General features: G+C 73.1%; 16 protein-coding genes and 1 riboswitch. Of the genes, 9 read left to right on the top strand and 7 right to left on the bottom strand.

Features of this window, described 5'->3' with window-relative positions:
- Nucleotides 1-15: 15 nt before the first annotated feature.
- The 3 genes from rfbB to ACIGXJ_RS33980 are packed head-to-tail and all read left to right on the top strand — an operon-like array spanning nucleotide 16 to nucleotide 2707.
- Complete coding sequence (rfbB, locus tag ACIGXJ_RS33990) at nucleotides 16-981, top strand: dTDP-glucose 4,6-dehydratase (protein WP_399653777.1); 966 nt, start codon at nucleotides 16-18, stop codon at nucleotides 979-981.
- Nucleotides 978-1886 carry a dTDP-4-dehydrorhamnose reductase gene (gene rfbD / locus ACIGXJ_RS33985; protein ID WP_399653775.1) on the top strand — a complete coding sequence of 303 codons (909 nt, stop codon included), beginning with the start codon at nucleotides 978-980 and terminating at the stop codon, nucleotides 1884-1886. Before rfbB ends, rfbD begins: the two co-directional genes overlap by 4 nt.
- Nucleotides 1865-2707, top strand: coding sequence for a hypothetical protein (locus tag ACIGXJ_RS33980; RefSeq protein ID WP_399653773.1), 843 nt, complete (start codon nucleotides 1865-1867; stop codon nucleotides 2705-2707). The genes rfbD and ACIGXJ_RS33980 overlap by 22 nt, the downstream gene beginning before the upstream one ends.
- A gap of 18 nt (nucleotides 2708-2725) precedes the next feature.
- Here ACIGXJ_RS33980 and rfbC read toward each other — a convergent pair whose 3' ends face one another.
- Together rfbC and ACIGXJ_RS33970 are read right to left on the bottom strand one after the other, a co-directional pair.
- On the bottom strand, nucleotides 2726-3334 hold the full coding sequence (rfbC, locus tag ACIGXJ_RS33975; protein WP_399653771.1) for a dTDP-4-dehydrorhamnose 3,5-epimerase: 609 nt from the start codon (nucleotides 3332-3334) through the stop codon (nucleotides 2726-2728).
- Nucleotides 3335-3338: 4 nt separating this feature from the next.
- Entirely contained in the window at nucleotides 3339-5279 is a 1941-nt protein-coding gene (locus ACIGXJ_RS33970) for a glycosyltransferase family 2 protein (protein ID WP_399653768.1), read from the bottom strand.
- Between the two features lie 121 nt (nucleotides 5280-5400).
- On the opposite strand from ACIGXJ_RS33970, the gene ACIGXJ_RS33965 reads away from it, so the two are divergent.
- Nucleotides 5401-5901 (top strand): metallophosphoesterase family protein, encoded by a 501-nt coding sequence (locus tag ACIGXJ_RS33965; RefSeq protein WP_399653765.1) that lies wholly within the window; start codon nucleotides 5401-5403, stop codon nucleotides 5899-5901.
- A 235-nt stretch (nucleotides 5902-6136) separates the two neighbouring features.
- Here ACIGXJ_RS33965 and ACIGXJ_RS33960 read toward each other — a convergent pair whose 3' ends face one another.
- Nucleotides 6137-7240 (bottom strand): XdhC family protein, encoded by a 1104-nt coding sequence (locus tag ACIGXJ_RS33960; RefSeq protein WP_399653763.1) that lies wholly within the window; start codon nucleotides 7238-7240, stop codon nucleotides 6137-6139.
- A 149-nt stretch (nucleotides 7241-7389) separates the two neighbouring features.
- On the opposite strand from ACIGXJ_RS33960, the gene ACIGXJ_RS33955 reads away from it, so the two are divergent.
- Entirely contained in the window at nucleotides 7390-9360 is a 1971-nt protein-coding gene (locus ACIGXJ_RS33955; RefSeq protein WP_399653760.1) for a GTP-binding protein, read from the top strand.
- An 80-nt stretch (nucleotides 9361-9440) separates the two neighbouring features.
- Here the strand turns inward: ACIGXJ_RS33955 and ACIGXJ_RS33950 are convergent, their stop codons facing one another.
- Nucleotides 9441-10685, bottom strand: coding sequence for a YncE family protein (locus tag ACIGXJ_RS33950; protein ID WP_399653758.1), 1245 nt, complete (start codon nucleotides 10683-10685; stop codon nucleotides 9441-9443).
- A 162-nt stretch (nucleotides 10686-10847) separates the two neighbouring features.
- On the opposite strand from ACIGXJ_RS33950, the gene ACIGXJ_RS33945 reads away from it, so the two are divergent.
- Nucleotides 10848-11489, top strand: a complete 642-nt coding sequence (locus ACIGXJ_RS33945; RefSeq protein ID WP_399653754.1) for a TetR/AcrR family transcriptional regulator — start codon at nucleotides 10848-10850, stop codon at nucleotides 11487-11489.
- A gap of 9 nt (nucleotides 11490-11498) precedes the next feature.
- Here the strand turns inward: ACIGXJ_RS33945 and ACIGXJ_RS33940 are convergent, their stop codons facing one another.
- From ACIGXJ_RS33940 to ACIGXJ_RS33930, 3 genes are all read right to left on the bottom strand, one after another.
- A complete protein-coding gene (locus ACIGXJ_RS33940; RefSeq protein WP_399653870.1) occupies nucleotides 11499-12725 on the bottom strand; it encodes a glycosyltransferase in 1227 nt (408 codons plus the stop codon).
- Between the two features lie 134 nt (nucleotides 12726-12859).
- Nucleotides 12860-13708, bottom strand: a complete 849-nt coding sequence (locus ACIGXJ_RS33935) for a bifunctional 5,10-methylenetetrahydrofolate dehydrogenase/5,10-methenyltetrahydrofolate cyclohydrolase (RefSeq protein WP_399653751.1) — start codon at nucleotides 13706-13708, stop codon at nucleotides 12860-12862.
- A 22-nt stretch (nucleotides 13709-13730) separates the two neighbouring features.
- Nucleotides 13731-13816: riboswitch (ZMP/ZTP riboswitch) on the bottom strand.
- Between the two features lie 77 nt (nucleotides 13817-13893).
- Complete coding sequence (locus ACIGXJ_RS33930; protein ID WP_399653749.1) at nucleotides 13894-14259, bottom strand: nuclear transport factor 2 family protein; 366 nt, start codon at nucleotides 14257-14259, stop codon at nucleotides 13894-13896.
- A 161-nt stretch (nucleotides 14260-14420) separates the two neighbouring features.
- Between ACIGXJ_RS33930 and ACIGXJ_RS33925 the strand changes: the two genes are divergently transcribed.
- The 3 genes from ACIGXJ_RS33925 to ACIGXJ_RS33915 all read left to right on the top strand — a co-directional run bounded on the left by ACIGXJ_RS33925 (nucleotide 14421) and on the right by ACIGXJ_RS33915 (nucleotide 16773).
- A complete protein-coding gene (locus tag ACIGXJ_RS33925; RefSeq protein WP_399653746.1) occupies nucleotides 14421-14720 on the top strand; it encodes a hypothetical protein in 300 nt (99 codons plus the stop codon).
- A gap of 335 nt (nucleotides 14721-15055) precedes the next feature.
- Complete coding sequence (locus ACIGXJ_RS33920) at nucleotides 15056-16144, top strand: S-(hydroxymethyl)mycothiol dehydrogenase (protein ID WP_399653744.1); 1089 nt, start codon at nucleotides 15056-15058, stop codon at nucleotides 16142-16144.
- Entirely contained in the window at nucleotides 16144-16773 is a 630-nt protein-coding gene (locus ACIGXJ_RS33915; RefSeq protein WP_399653742.1) for an MBL fold metallo-hydrolase, read from the top strand. Before ACIGXJ_RS33920 ends, ACIGXJ_RS33915 begins: the two co-directional genes overlap by 1 nt.
- Nucleotide 16774: the final 1 nt, after the last annotated feature.

The following is a 16774-nucleotide window of genomic DNA, read 5'->3' as shown; positions in this document are numbered from 1 at the left end:
GGTGCAGATCCCCACATGAACCTCCTCGTCACCGGCGCCGCCGGGTTCATCGGCTCGACGTACGTGCGCATGCTGCTCGCGGACGAGCGGCCGGACGCCCCGCACATCACGGTGCTGGACAAGCTCACCTACGCCGGCACGCTCGACAACCTGCCGCCCGACCACCCCCGGCTGCGGTTCGTGCGGGGCGACATCTGCGACGCCCCGCTCGTCGACAAGCTGGTCTCCGAGAGCGACCAGCTCGTGCACTTCGCGGCCGAGTCGCACGTGGACCGCTCCATCGAGGGCGCCGCCGACTTCGTCCGTACCAATGTGCTCGGCACGCAGACGCTGCTGGACGCGGCCCTGCGCCACGGCGTCGGCCCGTTCGTGCACATCTCCACCGACGAGGTGTACGGCTCCATCGAGACGGGCTCCTGGCCCGAGACCCACCCGCTGAGCCCGAACTCCCCGTACTCCGCCTCCAAGGCATCCTCCGACCTGCTCGCCCTGGCCTACCACCGCACCCATGGCCTGGACGTGCGCGTCACCCGGTGCTCCAACAACTACGGCCCGCACCAGTTCCCCGAGAAGGTCATCCCGCTGTTCGTCACCAACCTCCTCGACGGCGGCAAGGTCCCGCTCTACGGCGAGGGCCGCAACGTCCGCGACTGGCTGCACGTCGAGGACCACTGCCACGGCGTGGAGCTGGTGCGCACGGGGGGCCGGCCCGGCGAGGTCTACAACATCGGCGGCGGCACCGAGCTGACCAACAAGGAACTCACCGGCCTGCTCCTCGAGGCCTGCGGGGCCGGCTGGGAGATGGTCGAGCACGTGCCCGACCGCAAGGGCCACGACCTGCGCTACTCCGTCGACTGGACCAAGGCCCGCACCGAACTCGGCTACCGCCCCCGCCACGACTTCACCGAGGGCCTCGCCGCGACCGTCGACTGGTACCGCGCCAACCGCGCCTGGTGGGAGCCGCTGAAGGAGCGCCGATGAAGTGGCTCGTCACCGGCGCGGGCGGCATGCTCGGCCGCGACACCGCCGCCGCACTCACCCGGCGCGGCGAGGACGTGACGGGCCTCGGCCACGCCGCCCTGGACGTCACCCGGCCGGAGTCCGTGGACGAGGCGCTCGCCGCACACCGCCCCGACATCGTGGTCAACTGCGCCGCCTACACCGCCGTCGACGACGCCGAGACCGACGAGAAGACGGCCCTGCTGATCAACGGCGAAGGACCCCGCCACCTCGCCCGCGCCTGCGCCGCCACCGGCGCCCGGCTGCTGCACCTGTCCACCGACTACGTCTTCTCCGGCGAGGCCCGCACGACCCCCTACCCGGAGAACCACCCCCCGGACCCGCGCACCGCCTACGGCCGCAGCAAACTGGCCGGCGAACAGGCCGTCCTCGCCGAACTCCCCGAACACTCCGCGATCGTCCGCACCGCCTGGCTCTACGGCGCCCACGGCCGCAGTTTCGTCCGCACGATGCTCGACCTGGAGGCCCGCCGCGACACGCTCGACGTCGTCGACGACCAGCACGGCCAGCCCACCTGGAGCGTCGACCTCGCCGAGTGCCTCGCCGACCTCGGCCCGCTGATCGGGCCCGGCCTGAACGGCGTCTTCCACGCCACCAGCTCCGGCGAGACGACCTGGTACGACCTGGCCCGTGAGGTGTTCCGGCACGCGGGCGCCGACCCCGAGCGGGTGCGGCCCGTGGACAGCTCGGCCTTCCCCCGGCCGGCCCTGCGCCCCACCTACAGCGTGCTCGGCCACGACCGCTGGAAGCAGGCCGGCCTCACCCCCATCCGGGACTGGCGGGAGGCGCTGGCCGCCGCGTTCCCGTCCTTCGGCGCAACCACCACAGAGGGAGAATCCGCAGCATGTCGATCAAGTCGGTCGTGAGGAAGACCGTCAAACCCGTCGTCGGCGAGCGCGGCTGGCAGACGCTGCGCCGCCTCAGGCAGCGGACGTTCGGCACCCCGCCGGCGCCGCCGAAGAAGCCCACGGGTGTCGCCGCGATCTCCGACGACCTGTGCAAGCTCGCCACCCACTTCAAGACCGACAAGTGGGGCGCCCACAAGTACGCGCAGCACTACCAGCGCTATCTCCAGCACCTGAAGAACGAGGAGTTCAACCTGCTGGAGATCGGCATCGGCGGCTACAACCGGCCCGGCGAGGGCGGCGCGTCCCTGCGGATGTGGAAGCACTTCTTCCCCCGCGCGCACATCCACGGCATGGACATCCAGGACAAGTCCTTCGTCGACGAGGACCGGATCACCACCTACATCGGCGACCAGTCCGACCCCGACTCGCTGCTCGCCATCGCCGAGAAGATCGGCAGGATCGATGTGATCATCGACGACGGCAGCCACCGCAGCCCGCACGTCATCACCACGTTCCGCACCCTGTTCCCGCTGCTCAGCGACGGGGGGATCTACGCGGTCGAGGACACCCAGAGCTCGTACTGGCCGGAGTGGATGGGCAGCGAGGACCTGGACTCCAAGGACACCAGCATGGGCGTGCTCAAGCAGCTGGTGGACGGCCTGAACTACGAGGAGTTCGTGGACGAGAGCTACGAGCCCACGTACTTCGACCGCAACATCCGGGCCGTCCACTTCTTCCACAATCTCGTGATCATCGAGAAGGGCGTCAACGCCGAGGGCACGAACAAGAAGCGGGTCCTCAAGGCCCGCTACGGCACCCCCAAGGCCAAGACCTCCTGAGCAGGCCGGGCGGCCCCGTCAGCCGGTGGGGCCGCCCGCGCGAAGCCGCTCGTGGTGGGCGCGGCAGGTCTCGTACTCCGGAAGGAGCCCGGCCTGCCGGGCCTGCGCGAGCGACGGGGCCCCGGCGTCCTTCGGCGACAGCACCGGCTCGATGCCCCGGGGCCACTCGATGCCCAGGTCCGCGTCCAGCGGATGCACGCCGTGCTCGCGCTCAGGGGCGTATCCGGTGGAGCACAGGTAGACGACCGTGGCGTCGTCGGTGAGCGCCATGAAGGCGTGCCCGAGACCCTCCGCGAGGAACACCGCGTGCCGGGTGTCGTCGTCGAGCCGGACCGCCTCCCACTGCCGGAACGTGGGCGAGCCGACCCGCAGGTCGATCACCACGTCCAGGACCTCGCCGCGCACACAGGTGACGTACTTCGCCTGGCCGGGCGGGACATCGGCGTAGTGCACCCCGCGCAGCACGCCCCGGCGGGAGACCGAGCAGTTCGCCTGCGCGAGCGCCAGGTCGTAGCCGGTGGCCTCGCGGAACTCCTGGCCGCGGTACCACTCGTGGAAACTGCCCCGCTCGTCCGGGAAGACCTTGGGCTCCAGCACCCAGGCACCCTCGATCCCCAGCGGTCGCAACGCCCTACCTCCTGTGCTTGGTGACTCGGGACGCCGCGCCGCGCAGCACTCGGCCGAGCCTGCGGCGGACGCGGCGGATCAGCGGCTGCTCGTCGCCCGGTGGCGCGGCCGGCACCGCGCGCACCCCGCCGTCCGTGACGTCCAGGGCGAGCGGCAGCGCCAGGAACCGCTCGGGGACCGGCTCAAGCGCCGCACGCCAGATGCCCGCCCGCAGCTCCGCCACGGGCAGCTCGGCCTCCAGCACCGCACGTCGGCCGTCGGCGGAGGGCGAGAGGCGCCCCGGCACGTCCACGCTGCGCCCGGCCGTCAGCCGCAGCCCCACCTTCGTCTCGGCGGACACGTACAGCGGAACCGGTGCGCGCAGGCTGCTCCCGGAGACGGTGACCATGGTGTGCGTGACCTCGGACAGGCCGAGCCGCTTGGAGGCGCGGTCCACGTCGAAGGCGAGGTTGCCCTGCGGGTGGGTCCAGTACGGCAGCACCACCCGGCCGCCCGCTACGCCCGCGCTCGGCGCGGGCCGGTCATGGGCGGGCGCCGGGCCGAGCCGGCACTCCTTGGTCCAGGCGCCCAGCCGGACCCGTACGAACGCGTCCCACAGTCCGGCGGCGGGCGGCACGCCGTCCGCCGCGGTGGCCGGGTCGACGGTGGCCGTCGCCCGCAGCACCAGCCGCACCCGCGTGCCGTCGGCCTCGGGCGCTGTCTCCCGGGTGACCCGGACCGGCTGGAAGTGCTGGGCGGCGCTGTCGCGCTCGCGCAGCAGCAGGTCGGCGGTGGCCTTCTCGAAGCGGGCCACGGAGTCGGCGCACACCCAGGCGACGGCCTCGGCGGAGTCCAGCGGGGGCTCGCCCGTCGCGTCGGCGCCCTCGGCGGGGAACAGCATCGGCCGGCCGCCCGAGGTGAACTCGGCGCGCAGCGCGACCCGCACCGCGCCGTCCTGCCACTCGACGCCCTCGGGCACGGCCCGGACGGCGACGCCGCTCTCCCACTCGGCGAAGGCGACGACGTCGTCGTACCGGTCCGCGGCGATCATCGCGGCCACGGCCCGCTGCGCGGGCGGGAGCCCCGCCGCGACGCCGGGGCCGAAGCGCTCCACGGCCGTCGCGTGGATCTCCGCGAACAGCTCGCGGCGGTAGTCGTCGGGGAGCGCCAGCAGGCGCTTGCCGCGCATCCGTTCGACCATCTCGTTGCGCAGCCAGCGGCGCAGCAGCCGGTCCCGCAGCTCGCCCGGCTCGGTGTACGCCTCGACGACGTCCAGCGCCTCGCGGAGGTTCTTGAAGTACCCGGCCGGGTCGAGCCGCTGGAACCCGGCGTTGGAGGCGTCGTCGCGGCGGACGTGGTAGTAGCAGACGTAGTCGCCGAGCACCGAGACGTTGCCCGCCCGCAGATACGCCTCGGTGACGAAGACGTGGTCCTCCAGGCGCCGCCGCCCCTCCGGGAAGCGCAGCCCGATGCGGTCGAGGAACTCCCGGCGGAACATCTTGTGCGGGGTCAGGCTGTCGATGAGCGGGGCGCTCGCGACCGACGCCTTCGGGTGGTTGCGCCGGAACAGTTCGACCGGCACGGGGCGGCCCTTGCCGGCCATCTTGCCGACGACCACGTCCGCGTCGTGGGCGACGCCGTAGTCGTACATCCGCTCAAGCGCCTCGTCGGCGAGATAGTCGTCGTTGTCGACGAACATCACGAACTCGCCCTTGGACGCCTCGATGCCGACGTTGCGGGGCTTGCCCGACCAGCCGGAGTTCTCCTGGTGGATGACGTGCACATGGGGGTGCTCGGCGGCGACGGCGTCGAGCCGGGCCGGCGTGTCGTCGGTGGAGCCGTCGTCGACGAAGATCACTTCATAGGCGTCGTCGGGCAGCGACTGACGCAGCAGGGAATCGACGCAGTCGTCGATGTAGCGCCCGGGGTTGTAGACCGGAACGATGACGCTGACCTTCACCGGCATGGCCTCCTGGCCCCCTGGGGTCGTCTGCCGTTCGTGTTGAGGATTGTCGTGCGTTGCCCGATCTTATCCCGGAGGCCGTCCTGTCGATCGCCGTCCGCGCCCGCGCACTTAGGCTGGTCGCATGCGTCTGCTGCTGATCTCCGACACACACCTGCCGCGACGCGCGCGGGAGTTGCCCGCCGAGGTGCTGACGGAGGCCGAGGCGGCCGATGCCGTGGTGCACGCGGGGGACTGGGTCGACACGGCCACGCTCGACCTGCTGGAGGAACGCTGCCGCCGGCTGGTGGGGGTGTACGGCAACAACGACGGCCCCGGCCTGCGGGCCCGGCTGCCCGAGGTGGCGTACGCCGACCTGGGCGGGCTGCGGTTCGGCGTGGTGCACGAGACCGGGCCGGCCCAGGGGCGCGAGGCCCGGTGCGCGGCCCGCTTCCCCGACCTGGACGTCCTCGTCTTCGGGCACAGCCACATCCCCTGGGACAGCACCGCCCCCACGGGCCTGCGGCTGCTGAACCCGGGCTCGCCGACCGACCGGCGCAGACAGCCGTACTGCACCTACATGACCGCCTCGGTCGCGGACGGCGCGCTCGCGGACGTGGTCCTGCACCGGCTGCCCCGGCGCTGAGCGCGGTTCACCCGAATTGCTGAACGGTCACGCGCAGAAGCACCCGGAGGGTCGCGGACGAAGAGGGCGGGCCGCTCCGGCCTGCCGGTCACGGCCCGCGCACTGTGAATCCGGGCTGTCTGTCACGGACCTCCTTCGGCTCTTCGGACAGGGACATGGAGTTCGTCCCGATATGCGGGCGACTACCCCTTTCGCCCCCTCCTATGCGGGGCCGGTGAAGATTTTTCCGGACCGCCTACGGTGTCGCCCCGTGGATCGCCCCCGCCGTGGCGGCAAGCGGGACCCCGCTGCCGCCCCACCGCAGCGCCACGATCTCCGCGGCCACCGAGACCGCCACCTCCTCGGGCGTACGGGCCCCCAGATCCAGCCCGACCGGTGAGCGCAGCCGGGCCAGCTCGGCCTCGGTGAGGCCCTCCGCCACCAGCCGCTCCCGCCGCTCGGTGTGCGTACGGCGGCTGCCCATCGCCCCGATGTAGGCGGCCGGCCGGCGCAGCGCCTCCCGCAGCAGCGGGACGTCGAACTTGGGGTCGTGGGTGAGCACGCAGATCACCGTGCGCTCGTCGGTGCCGGTGCCCGCCAGATACCGGTGCGGCCAGTCCACCACCACCTCCACGCCCGGCGGGAAGCGGCGGGGCGTGGCGAAGACGGGGCGGGCGTCGCACACGGTCACCCGATAGCCCATGAAGTCACCGATCCGGGCGACCGCGGCCGCGTAGTCGATCGCCCCGAACACCAGCATCCGCGGCGGCGGCGCGAAGGACTCCACGAAGACGGAGACCGCGTCCTCCCGCCGCTCCCCGTGCGGGCCGTAGTGCCGTACGCCCGTGGCGCCCACGGCGAGTTCCCCGCGCGCGTCGGCGGTGACCGCGGCGTCCAGCCCGGCCGCCCCCAGGCTGCCGAGGGTCTCGTCCGGCCAGACGGCGAGGGTGGCGCCGCGCGGCGCGGGCCCGTCGGTCACCGTCGCCACCGTCACCGGGCGGCCCGCCGCCACGGACTCGGCGACCGCGCCGAGGGCCGGGTCCCGCTCGCGGGTCACGGGCCGCACGAGGACGGTGATCTCGCCGCCGCAGGTCAGGCCGACGGAGAAGGCGTCCTCGTCGCTGTAGCCGAAGGTCTCCAGCCGGGCCCGGCCGCTCGCCACGGCCTCCTGGGCCAGTTCCAGGACCGCGCCCTCCACACAGCCGCCGGACACACTGCCGACGACCTCGTCGTCCGGGCCGACGGCCATCGCCGCGCCGGGATCGCGCGGCGCGCTGCGGCTCACCGCGACCACCGTGGCCAGCCCGAACGGGATCCGGGCGGACCACCAGCCGCCCAGCACCGGGAGAATCTCACGCATCGCGGGTCTCCTTAATGCGTTGCCGTCGCCCCCGCCGTCTGCTGCACTGCTCGGGTTTCCAGCTTCGAGCCGAGGAGGGCCGCAATGCGCGCACCGTTCATGTCCACCCAGGAAGGAACCCGCCCGCTCTCCCGAGGACATGACGCTACGTGCACATGCTCAATCTTGGCATTCTCGCCCACGTCGACGCAGGAAAGACCAGCCTGACCGAACGCCTTCTGCACACCGCCGGGGTCATCGACGAGATCGGCAGCGTCGACGACGGCAGCACCCGGACGGACACCCTCGCGCTGGAGCGCCGGCGCGGGATCACGATCAAGTCCGCGGTCGTGTCGTTCCCCGTCGACGACGTGACCGTCAACCTCATCGACACCCCCGGGCACCCGGACTTCATCGCCGAGGTGGAACGCGTCCTCGGCGTGCTCGACGGCGCCGTGCTCGTCGTCTCCGCCGTCGAGGGCGTCCAGGCCCAGACGCGGGTCCTCATGCGGACCCTGCGCCGCCTCGGCATCCCGACCCTGGTCTTCGTCAACAAGATCGACCGGCGCGGGGCACGCGGCGCGCAGCTGGTGCGCTCGGTCGCGGAGCGGCTGAAGGTGCCCGTGGTGCCCATGGGCGACGCCGAGCGGCTGGGCGGCCCACAGGCCCGGTTCGTGCCCGACCTCGGCCCCGCCGCGCTCGACGTCCTCGCCGGCCACGACGACGACCTGCTGGCCGCCTACGTCGAGGGCGCCCTGCGGCCCGAGCGGGTGCGCGCGGCCCTCGCCGACCAGACCCGCAAGGGCCTGGTGCACCCGCTCTACTTCGGCTCCGCCGTCACCGGGGCGGGAGTGGAGTCGCTGGTCGCCGGTGTCAGGGAACTGCTCCCGGCGGCCGACGGCGACCCGGCCGGACCGCTGTCGGGCACCGTGTTCAAGGTGGAACGCGGCCCGGCGGGCGAGAAGATCGCCTACGCGCGGGTCTTCACCGGCACCCTGCGCGTCCGCGACCGCGTCCCCTTCGGCGACCCGCCCCGGGAGGGCAAGGTCACCGCGGTCGGCGTCTTCGACCACGGCACGGACGTCCCCGCGGACGCGGTGCCGGCGGGCCGGATCGCCCGGGTGCGGGGCCTGACGGACATCAGGATCGGCGACTTCCTCGGTGTGCCCCGCGAGCCGTACGGGCACTTCTTCGCCCCGCCGACGCTGGAGACGGTCGTCGTGCCCGGCGCCGGCACGGACCCGCGGGCGCTGCACCTTGCGCTGACCCGGCTCGCCGAGCAGGACCCGCTGATCGGGCTGCGCCACGACGAGGTGCGGCAGGAGACCAGCGTGTCGCTGTACGGGGAGGTGCAGAAGGAGGTCGTCCAGGCCACGCTCGCCGAGGAGTACGGCCTGGAGGTCGGCTTCCGGGAGACCACCCCGCTGTGCGTGGAGCGGCCGGCCGGGTCGGGCGAGGCCGCGGAGTTCATCAAGAAGGGCGCCAATCCGTTCCTGGCCACGGTCGGGCTGCGCGTCGACCCGGCCCCGCCCGGCTCGGCCGTCGCGTTCGACCTGGAGGTGGAGCTGGGCTCGATGCCGTACGCCTTCTTCAAGGCCGTCGAGGACACCGTGCGCGAGACCCTCGCCCAGGGCCTGCACGGCTGGCGGGTCACCGACTGCGTGGTCACCATGACCCACTCGGGCTACTGGCCCCGGCAGAGCCACGCCCACCAGGGCTTCGACAAGAGCATGTCCAGCACGGGGTACGACTTCCGGGGCCTGACCCCGCTGGTCCTCGTCGAGGCGCTGCGGCGGGCCGGCACCCGGGTGCACGAGCCCCTGCACCGCTTCCGCCTGGAGGCGCCCGCGGACACGCTCGGCGCGCTGCTGCCGGTGCTGGCCGCGCTGCGGGCGGTGCCGCGCACCACCGAGACGCACGGCGCGGTGTGCGTCCTGGAGGGCGAGGTGCCGGCGGCCCGTGTGCACGCCCTGGAGCAGCGGCTGCCGGGGCTCACCCGGGGCGAGGGCGAGCTGGAGAGCGCCTTCGACCACTACGCGCCCGTCGGGGCGGGGCCGGTGCCCGAGCGGCCCCGCACCGACCACAACCCGCTGAACCGGAAGGAGTACCTGCTCAACGTCACGCGCCGCACGAGTGGTTGACGGAACATCAGGACGCTTCGACTTTCAGGGGCACGGCGAAGCGACGCGCGCGGCCCGGGCGCAGCTCGCGCCCGGGGCGGTCAGCTGGCCGGGCCGCTCCAGTCGGCGGGCACGCGGGCCAGGCGGACGCGCTGGGGGTGGTCGCCGACGGGGACGGAAACCGTCCTGCGGCCGGTCGCGAAGTCGATGGCGGTGACCCGGTCGGCGCCGCTCTCGGAGATCACGCAGGACTTGCCGTCGCCGCTGACCGTGGCCCAGTAGGGCTTGTCGGCGGCGACGAGCGGGCCCTCCTGGAGCGTGGCGCGGTCGACGACGGTGGCGTAGTCGTCCATGGTGCCCGCCACGCACAGCTTCCTGCCGTCCGGGCTCATCGAGAGGCCGTGGTGGCGCGAGTCGTTGACCCAGGTGGTGCGGTCCTCGCTGGTGGCCGGGTTCTTCGGCAGCACCTTCGTGCGCGTGATCCTGTCGCCGGCGACGTCGTACTCGAAGAAGCCGTTGAAGAACGACACCTGGAAATAGAGCGTCGACTCGTCGGGGCTGAACGCGGCCGGGCGCACCGCGTCCGAGTACTGGCCGAGCCCGGCCGCGTCCAGGCGCTGCCGCATGTCGACGACCTTCACCTGCCGGAAGGTCGAGGTGTCGACGACGGTGATGCGCCGGTCGCCCTTCGTCCAGTCCAGCCACGGCTCGTCCAGGGCGGTGTTCACCTCGCCGATGGACATGTTCCAGATGTAGCGGCCGTCGCCGGTGAAGACGTTCTCGTGCGGCTTGTCGCCGGTGCCGAAGGAGCCCAGCTGCCTGCCGGTGACGATGTCGAGGACATGGACGGTGTTGGAGGTCGACGCGGAGACGGCGACCTTGGTGCCGTCGGGGGAGACCGCCATGTGGTCGGCACGGTAACCCGACACGGCGAAGCGCCAGTTGACCGCTCCGGTGGCCAGGTCGATGGAGACGACGTCGGCGAAGCTGGGCCGGGAGACCACCATGGAGCGGCCGTCCGGGGTGGCGTACATGTCGTCGACGAACTGGTCGTGGCCCTCGCCGACGCTGTTGCGGATCGCCATGAAGTAGATCCACTTGACCGGGTCGGCGTTGATCTCCGCCATGCGCCGGTCCTTGTCGGGCACGACGTTCACCCGGCCGATCCTCTCGAAGTCGCCCGAGGAGGCGAGGACTTCGGCGGTGCCGTCCCAGTTGTTGCCGACGAACAGCACCTCGCGCAGCGCCGCGGGGGAGTCGGCGGCCGCGGTGGTCGCGGGGACGCTCACCGTCAGGGCGAGGGCGGCGGCGACGGTGCACAGGTGCCGGGGGCGGAAGGCAGGCATGGCTGCACTCTCCTCGGAGTGGGGGGCAGTCTGAATACAACGCCGTTCAGAGTTCGACTTACTGGAAAGTAAGGAGGGGTCGCCCTTCTCCACAAGACTGTGTGCACGACAAAATTGGCCAGTCGGCGGGCGGGGCGGCGGCCCGGCGGGACAGGAGGCAGCGTGGCGGGCAGGCTCAAGGGGCCGACCGGCCGCTACGGCGGCAGGTCCGCGCAGGAACGGCAGGCCGAGCGGCGCCGGCGCTTCCTGGACGCGGCACTCCGGCTCTTCGGTGACACCCCGGGCTACCGCGGCACCACCGTCGCCGCGCTCAGCGAGGCCGCCGGACTGTCGACCCGTCAGTTCTACGAGGAGTTCCGCACCCTCGAGGACGTCCTGGCCGAACTGCACCTCCAGGTCAACGGCTGGGCGGAGGAGGCCGTGCTGGCCGCGGCCGCCGAGGCGGAGGGCAGGCCGCTGGCGGAACGGGCCTCCGCGATCTTCCGGGCGTACGCCGGGAACGTCACCGGCGACCCGCGCCGCATCCGCATCACCTTCGTCGAGATCATCGGCGTCAGCCCGCGGCTGGAGGAGCAGCGGCTGGCCCGGCGGGCCCGCTGGGTCGACTTCATCTGCGGAGAGGCGGCCGCCGCCGCGGCCCGCGGCGAGGCCGCGCCGCGCGATCACCGGCTCGCCGCCACGGCGTTCATCGGCAGCGTCAACGGCCTGCTCCACGACTGGAGCGCGGGCTGGGTGGACGCCACCCTCGACGAGGTGGTCGACGAACTGGTCCGCCAGCTCGTGGCGATCCTGCGGCCGTCCTGAGCCGGCCCGTCACCCGAGCCGGCCGACCGCGGCCAGCACCGGACCGAGCCCGTCCTCCGCGCGGATCCGTGCGCCGAGCGCCTCGGCCCGGGCCCGGTGGACCGGGTCCCCGACCGCGCGGGCCAAGGCGGCGGCGAGGGAGTCGGTTGTCACCCGGCGCACGGGCAGCGCGCAGGGCGCCACGCCCAGCGCCACCAGCCGCGACGCCCAGAAGCCCTCGTCGAACTGGACCGGCAGCGGCACCGCGGGCACCCCGGCGCGCAGCCCGGCCGCGGTCGTGCCCGCACCGGCGTGATGGACCACCGCGGCCATGTGCGGGAACAGCGCCGAGTGCGCCACCTCACCGACCGTCAGCATGTCGTCGGCGTCCGCCGAAAGCCCGCCCCAGCCGCGCTGGATCACCCCGCGCAGCCCGGCCCGCCGCAGCGCCGCCACGACCAGCTCGCTCGTCCGCCGGGCGTCGGGCACGGTCGCGCTGCCCAGCCCGACGAACACCGGCGGCGGCCCGGCGTCGAGGAAGGCCCGCACCTCCTCGGGAAGCCGCGGGTCGGCGTCGTACGGCCACCAGTACCCGGCGACGTCGAGGCCCGGCCGCCAGTCGCGAGGCCGGGGGACCACCAGCGGGCTGAACCCGTGCTGGACCGGCCAGCCCCGCCGTTCCCGCTCCCGGCGCAGGGCACCGGGGCGCGCGGCGGGCAACCCCAGCCGGGCCCGTACCGCAGGGACGGCCGACGAGAAGACCTGCTCCACGGCGAGGGTCACCCCGTGTCCGACGAGCCGGTTGGCGGGCCCGCCGAAGGACCGGTCGCCCAGCAGGGGCGGCCCGAACTCCACCGTGGGCGCCAGAGGTTGCAGATAGACGCCGAGGCTCGGCAGCCTCAGCCCTTCCGCGACGGCCACCCCCAGCGGGGCGACGGCCCCCGCGAGCAGCAGCACATCGCTCGCGCGGGCGGCCGCCACCAGGTCCTCGGTCATCCGCCCGACCAGCGCCCGCGCCATCGACACCACCCGCACCAGCTTGCCCGCGCCGGTCGTGCTGCGGTGCAGGGCGCTGCCGCGCGGGGACCGGAGTTCTGCCTGCGGGTCGATGGGCAGCGGGTGGAAGCGGACCCCCGACCCGGCGACGAGCGGCTCGAAGCGGGTGTGTGTCACCAGGGTGACGTCGTGGCCGGCCCGGTGCAGGCCGTGTCCCAGGCCGGTGAAGGGGGCCACGTCGCCCCGGGATCCCGCCGTCATGATCGCGATGCGCACGTGCCTCAGTATGGCGGCCCGAGAGTGGCGCGAGGCGGATCTGCGGGGTGGCTCCCGCCTGGGCGCGGCCTTCCGCCGTGCGCGGCCGGTCGGGCGGCTCCCCGCGCCCCCGGGGCCCGTCAGAGCCCGAGCTGCCGCGTCGCCGCGTCCACCGTCTGCTCCAGCAGCGTGGCGATGGTCATCGGGCCCACACCGCCGGGGACGGGCGTGATCAGCGAGGCCCGCTCCACGGCCGAGTCGAAGTCGACGTCGCCGACGTTGCCCGGGTTGTAGCCGGCGTCGATCACGACCGCTCCCGGCTTGATGTCCTGGCCCTTGATCAACCGCGGCCGGCCGACGGCGGCGACCACGATGTCGGCCTCGCGCACGGCCGCCGACAGGTCCTTGGTCCGCGAGTGGCAGTACGTGACCGTGGCGTCACGGGCGAGCAGCAGCATGCCGGCCGGCTTGCCCAGGATGGCGCTGCGGCCGACGACCACCGCGCGCTTGCCGGACGGGTCGACGCCGTACGCGTCGAGCAGCCGCATGATGCCGCCCGGCGTGCAGGACACGAAGCCCGGCAGGCCGAAGCTCATCGTGGCGAAGGACGCGAAGGTGACGCCGTCGACGTCCTTCTCCGGCGCGATCGCCTCGAACGCGGCCCGCTCGTCGATGTGTTCGCCCATCGGGTGCTGCAGCAGGATGCCGTGCACGGTGGGGTCGGCGGACAGCGCCCGCAGCGTGTCGACCAGCTCCTCGGTGGTGGTCGCGGCGGGCAGCGCCACATGCCGCGAGCCGATGCCGGCCGTGCGGCAGCGGTTCTGCTTCATCCGGACGTACGTCACGGAGGCGGGGTCCTCACCGACCAGTACGGTCGCGAGACAGGGGGCGGTGCCGGTGCGCCGGGTGAGGTCCGCCGCGCGCTCGGCGGTCTTCCCGACGATGGTGCGCGCGAGCGCGGTGCCGTCCATGAGCCGTGCCTGGGTCATGATCCACTCCTGAGCCGATCGTTCTCGTCGCCCAGGCGCACGGCATTCAGTGATGTCGGGACCGCTCCCCGGTGGTGCTCCACCTCAGCGCCAGTCACGGCCCACGGCCACCTTAACCGAGGCGTGCCGCGGCCCCGCCGGGGCCCCTCGCCGAAGGACCCCGGCCCCGGTGACCTCGGTGGCAGCTACTCGTCCCAGGCCTGGATCATGATCTGCTCGGCGATCTTCCCGTCCCGCAGGGTGATCATCGACTCGGACAGGACGCGGACCCCGTCCGCGTACTCGCAGGACTCGCTGTAGGCGGCGCGGTCGCCCTGGACGACGCAGCCCTCCAGCTTGTGGGTCATGTCGCGGCTGTAGACGTCCTCGAGCATCGCGGCGATCTCGTCGTGGCCGCGGACGACCTTCGGATGGCTCGGCTGGGTGTTGCGGTCGATGATCCGCATCTCGGCGTCGTCGGCGTAGAGCTCCACGAGGTTGGTCGCCGACTCTCCCTCCAGGCCCCGGCGCAGGGTGTCGGCGCTGAAGGCGGGGCTGGTGCTGGTGCCCATGATGACCTCCTTCGAGGCAGGGTGACCCGGCGGGCCGCGGGTCACGGAAGCCTCCTCTTCGAGCGTCCTCCGCCCCCGCGGGCTCGGCAAGCGCTCCGCCTGACGGGTGAGGGACGCCCCCGGGCCGTGTCCGTGGACGGTCCGCCCGCGTTGCAGAGGGCATGATCTCAACTCGTCGTATCCTCGCCGCCGCCTGTCTCGCCGCCGGGGTCACCGCGATCGCCGCCCCCTCGGCGGGCGCGGCCGAGGCGGACGCCAAGGCGGGCAGCAGCATGAGCCCGATCGCCCTGCTGGACTCGCTCGCCGTCGGCGACATCCCCGAGCCGCACAGGGACGCGCTCCCGCGGCCGTCGCAGCAGCTCGCGCAGCTCAACCGTGTGCCGAACGACCTCGGCCAGCTGTACCAGCTCACCAACCTGGCCGCGCCGGTCACCGGTCTGCTGCCCGGCATTTCCACCTGACCCCACCCGCTCCGGCCCGCCCGGCCGCGCCCGCACCCCGGACGCGGCCGGGCGCGTTGTGTACGGCGTCTGCGGCCGGATGCGGCGGGGCGTGCGGTGTACGACGTCTGCGCCCCGGTGCCGCGGGGCGCGTTCCGCACGACGTCCGCGCCCGGATGCGGCGGGCCGTGTGGCATGCGACGTCTGCGCGCGGGCCCGGAGGGGCGCACTGCGTACGACGTCTGCGCGCGCACCCGGAGGGGCGCATCGCGTACGACGTCTGCGCCGCGCGGATCGATCACGCGTAGGGTCGGCGCAGGGACATAACGTCCGCCGACCGAAGGGACTCAGCAGCCATGGCGCAGGAAGTACGCGGCGTGATCGCACCCGGCAAGGACGAGCCGGTCCGCCTGGAGACGATCGTCGTGCCGGACCCCGGACCGGGCGAGGCCGTGGTGCGGATCCAGGCCTGCGGTGTCTGCCACACCGACCTGCACTACAAACAGGGCGGCATCAGCGACGACTTCCCCTTCCTGCTCGGTCATGAGGCCGCCGGAGTGGTCGAGTCGGTCGGCGACGGGGTGACCGATGTGGCGCCGGGCGACTTCGTGATCCTCAACTGGCGTGCGGTGTGCGGGCGTTGCCGGGCCTGTCTGCGCGGCCGCCCCTGGTACTGCTTCGACACCCACAACGCGAAGCAGCGCATGACCCTCGCCACGACCGGGCAGGAGCTGTCGGCCGCCCTCGGCATCGGCGCGTTCGCCGAGAAGACCCTGGTCGCCGCCGGCCAGTGCACCAAGGTCGACCCCGAGGTGTCCCCGGCCGTCGCCGGACTGCTGGGCTGCGGGGTGATGGCCGGCATCGGCGCCGCGATCAACACCGGGAACGTCGGCCGCGGCGACTCCGTCGCTGTCATCGGCTGCGGCGGTGTCGGGGACGCGGCGATCGCCGGGTCGCACCTGGCCGGGGCGGGGACGATCATCGCCGTGGACATCGACGACCGCAAGCTGGAGAAGGCCCGCGCGATGGGCGCCACCCACACCGTCAACTCCCGCGAGACCGACCCCGTCGAGGCGATCCGCGAGCTGACCGGCGGCTTCGGGGCCGACGTGGTCATCGAGGCGGTCGGCCGCCCCGAGACGTACAAGCAGGCGTTCTACGCCCGCGACCTGGCCGGCACGGTCGTCCTGGTCGGCGTACCCACTCCGGAGATGAAGCTCGAACTGCCCCTGCTGGACGTGTTCGGCCGCGGTGGCGCCCTGAAGTCCTCCTGGTACGGCGACTGCCTGCCCTCCCGCGACTTCCCCATGCTGATCGACCTGCACCGCCAAGGGCGCCTGGACCTCGGCGCGTTCGTGTCGGAGACCATCCGACTGGACGAAGTCGAGAAGGCGTTCGAGCGGATGCACCTCGGTGACGTCCTGCGCTCGGTGGTGGTGCTGTGATGGGTCCCCGCATCGAACGCCTGGTCACCTCCGGGCAGTTCACCCTCGACGGCGGCAGCTGGGACGTCGACAACAACGTCTGGCTTGTCGGCGACGACCACGAGGTCGTCGTCATCGACGCCGCCCATGACGCCGACGCCATCGCCGAGGCGGTCGGCGACCGGCGGCTGACCGCCATCGTGTGCACCCACGCCCACAACGACCACATCGACGCCGCGCCCGCGCTCGCCGAGCGCACGGGCGCCGTGATCTGGCTGCACCGCGACGACCTGCCCCTGTGGAAGCAGACCCACCCCGACCGCGAGCCCGACGCCTGGCTGCGCGACGGGCAGGTCATCGAGGCCGCCGGCGCCGACCTCAGGGTTTTGCGCACACCCGGCCACGCGCCCGGCGCGGTCTGCCTGTACGACCCGGGCCTGGGCGCGGTCTTCACCGGCGACACGCTCTTCCGGGGCGGCCCCGGTGCGACGGGCCGGTCCTGGTCGCACTTCCCCACGATCATCGACTCGATCCGCGACCGGCTGCTCGGGCTGCCGCCCGAGACGAAGGTCCTCACGGGACACGGCGACTCCACCACCATCGGTGCGGAGGCCCCGCACCTTCAGGAGTGGATCGACCGCGGCCACTGAG

The sequence above is a fragment of the Streptomyces sp. NPDC053367 genome, assembly GCF_044545925.1.
Taxonomy (GTDB): Bacteria; Actinomycetota; Actinomycetes; order Streptomycetales; family Streptomycetaceae; genus Streptomyces.
The sequence above is the reverse complement of the archived record's forward strand: the minus strand, read 5'-3'. Positions and strand labels throughout refer to the sequence as shown.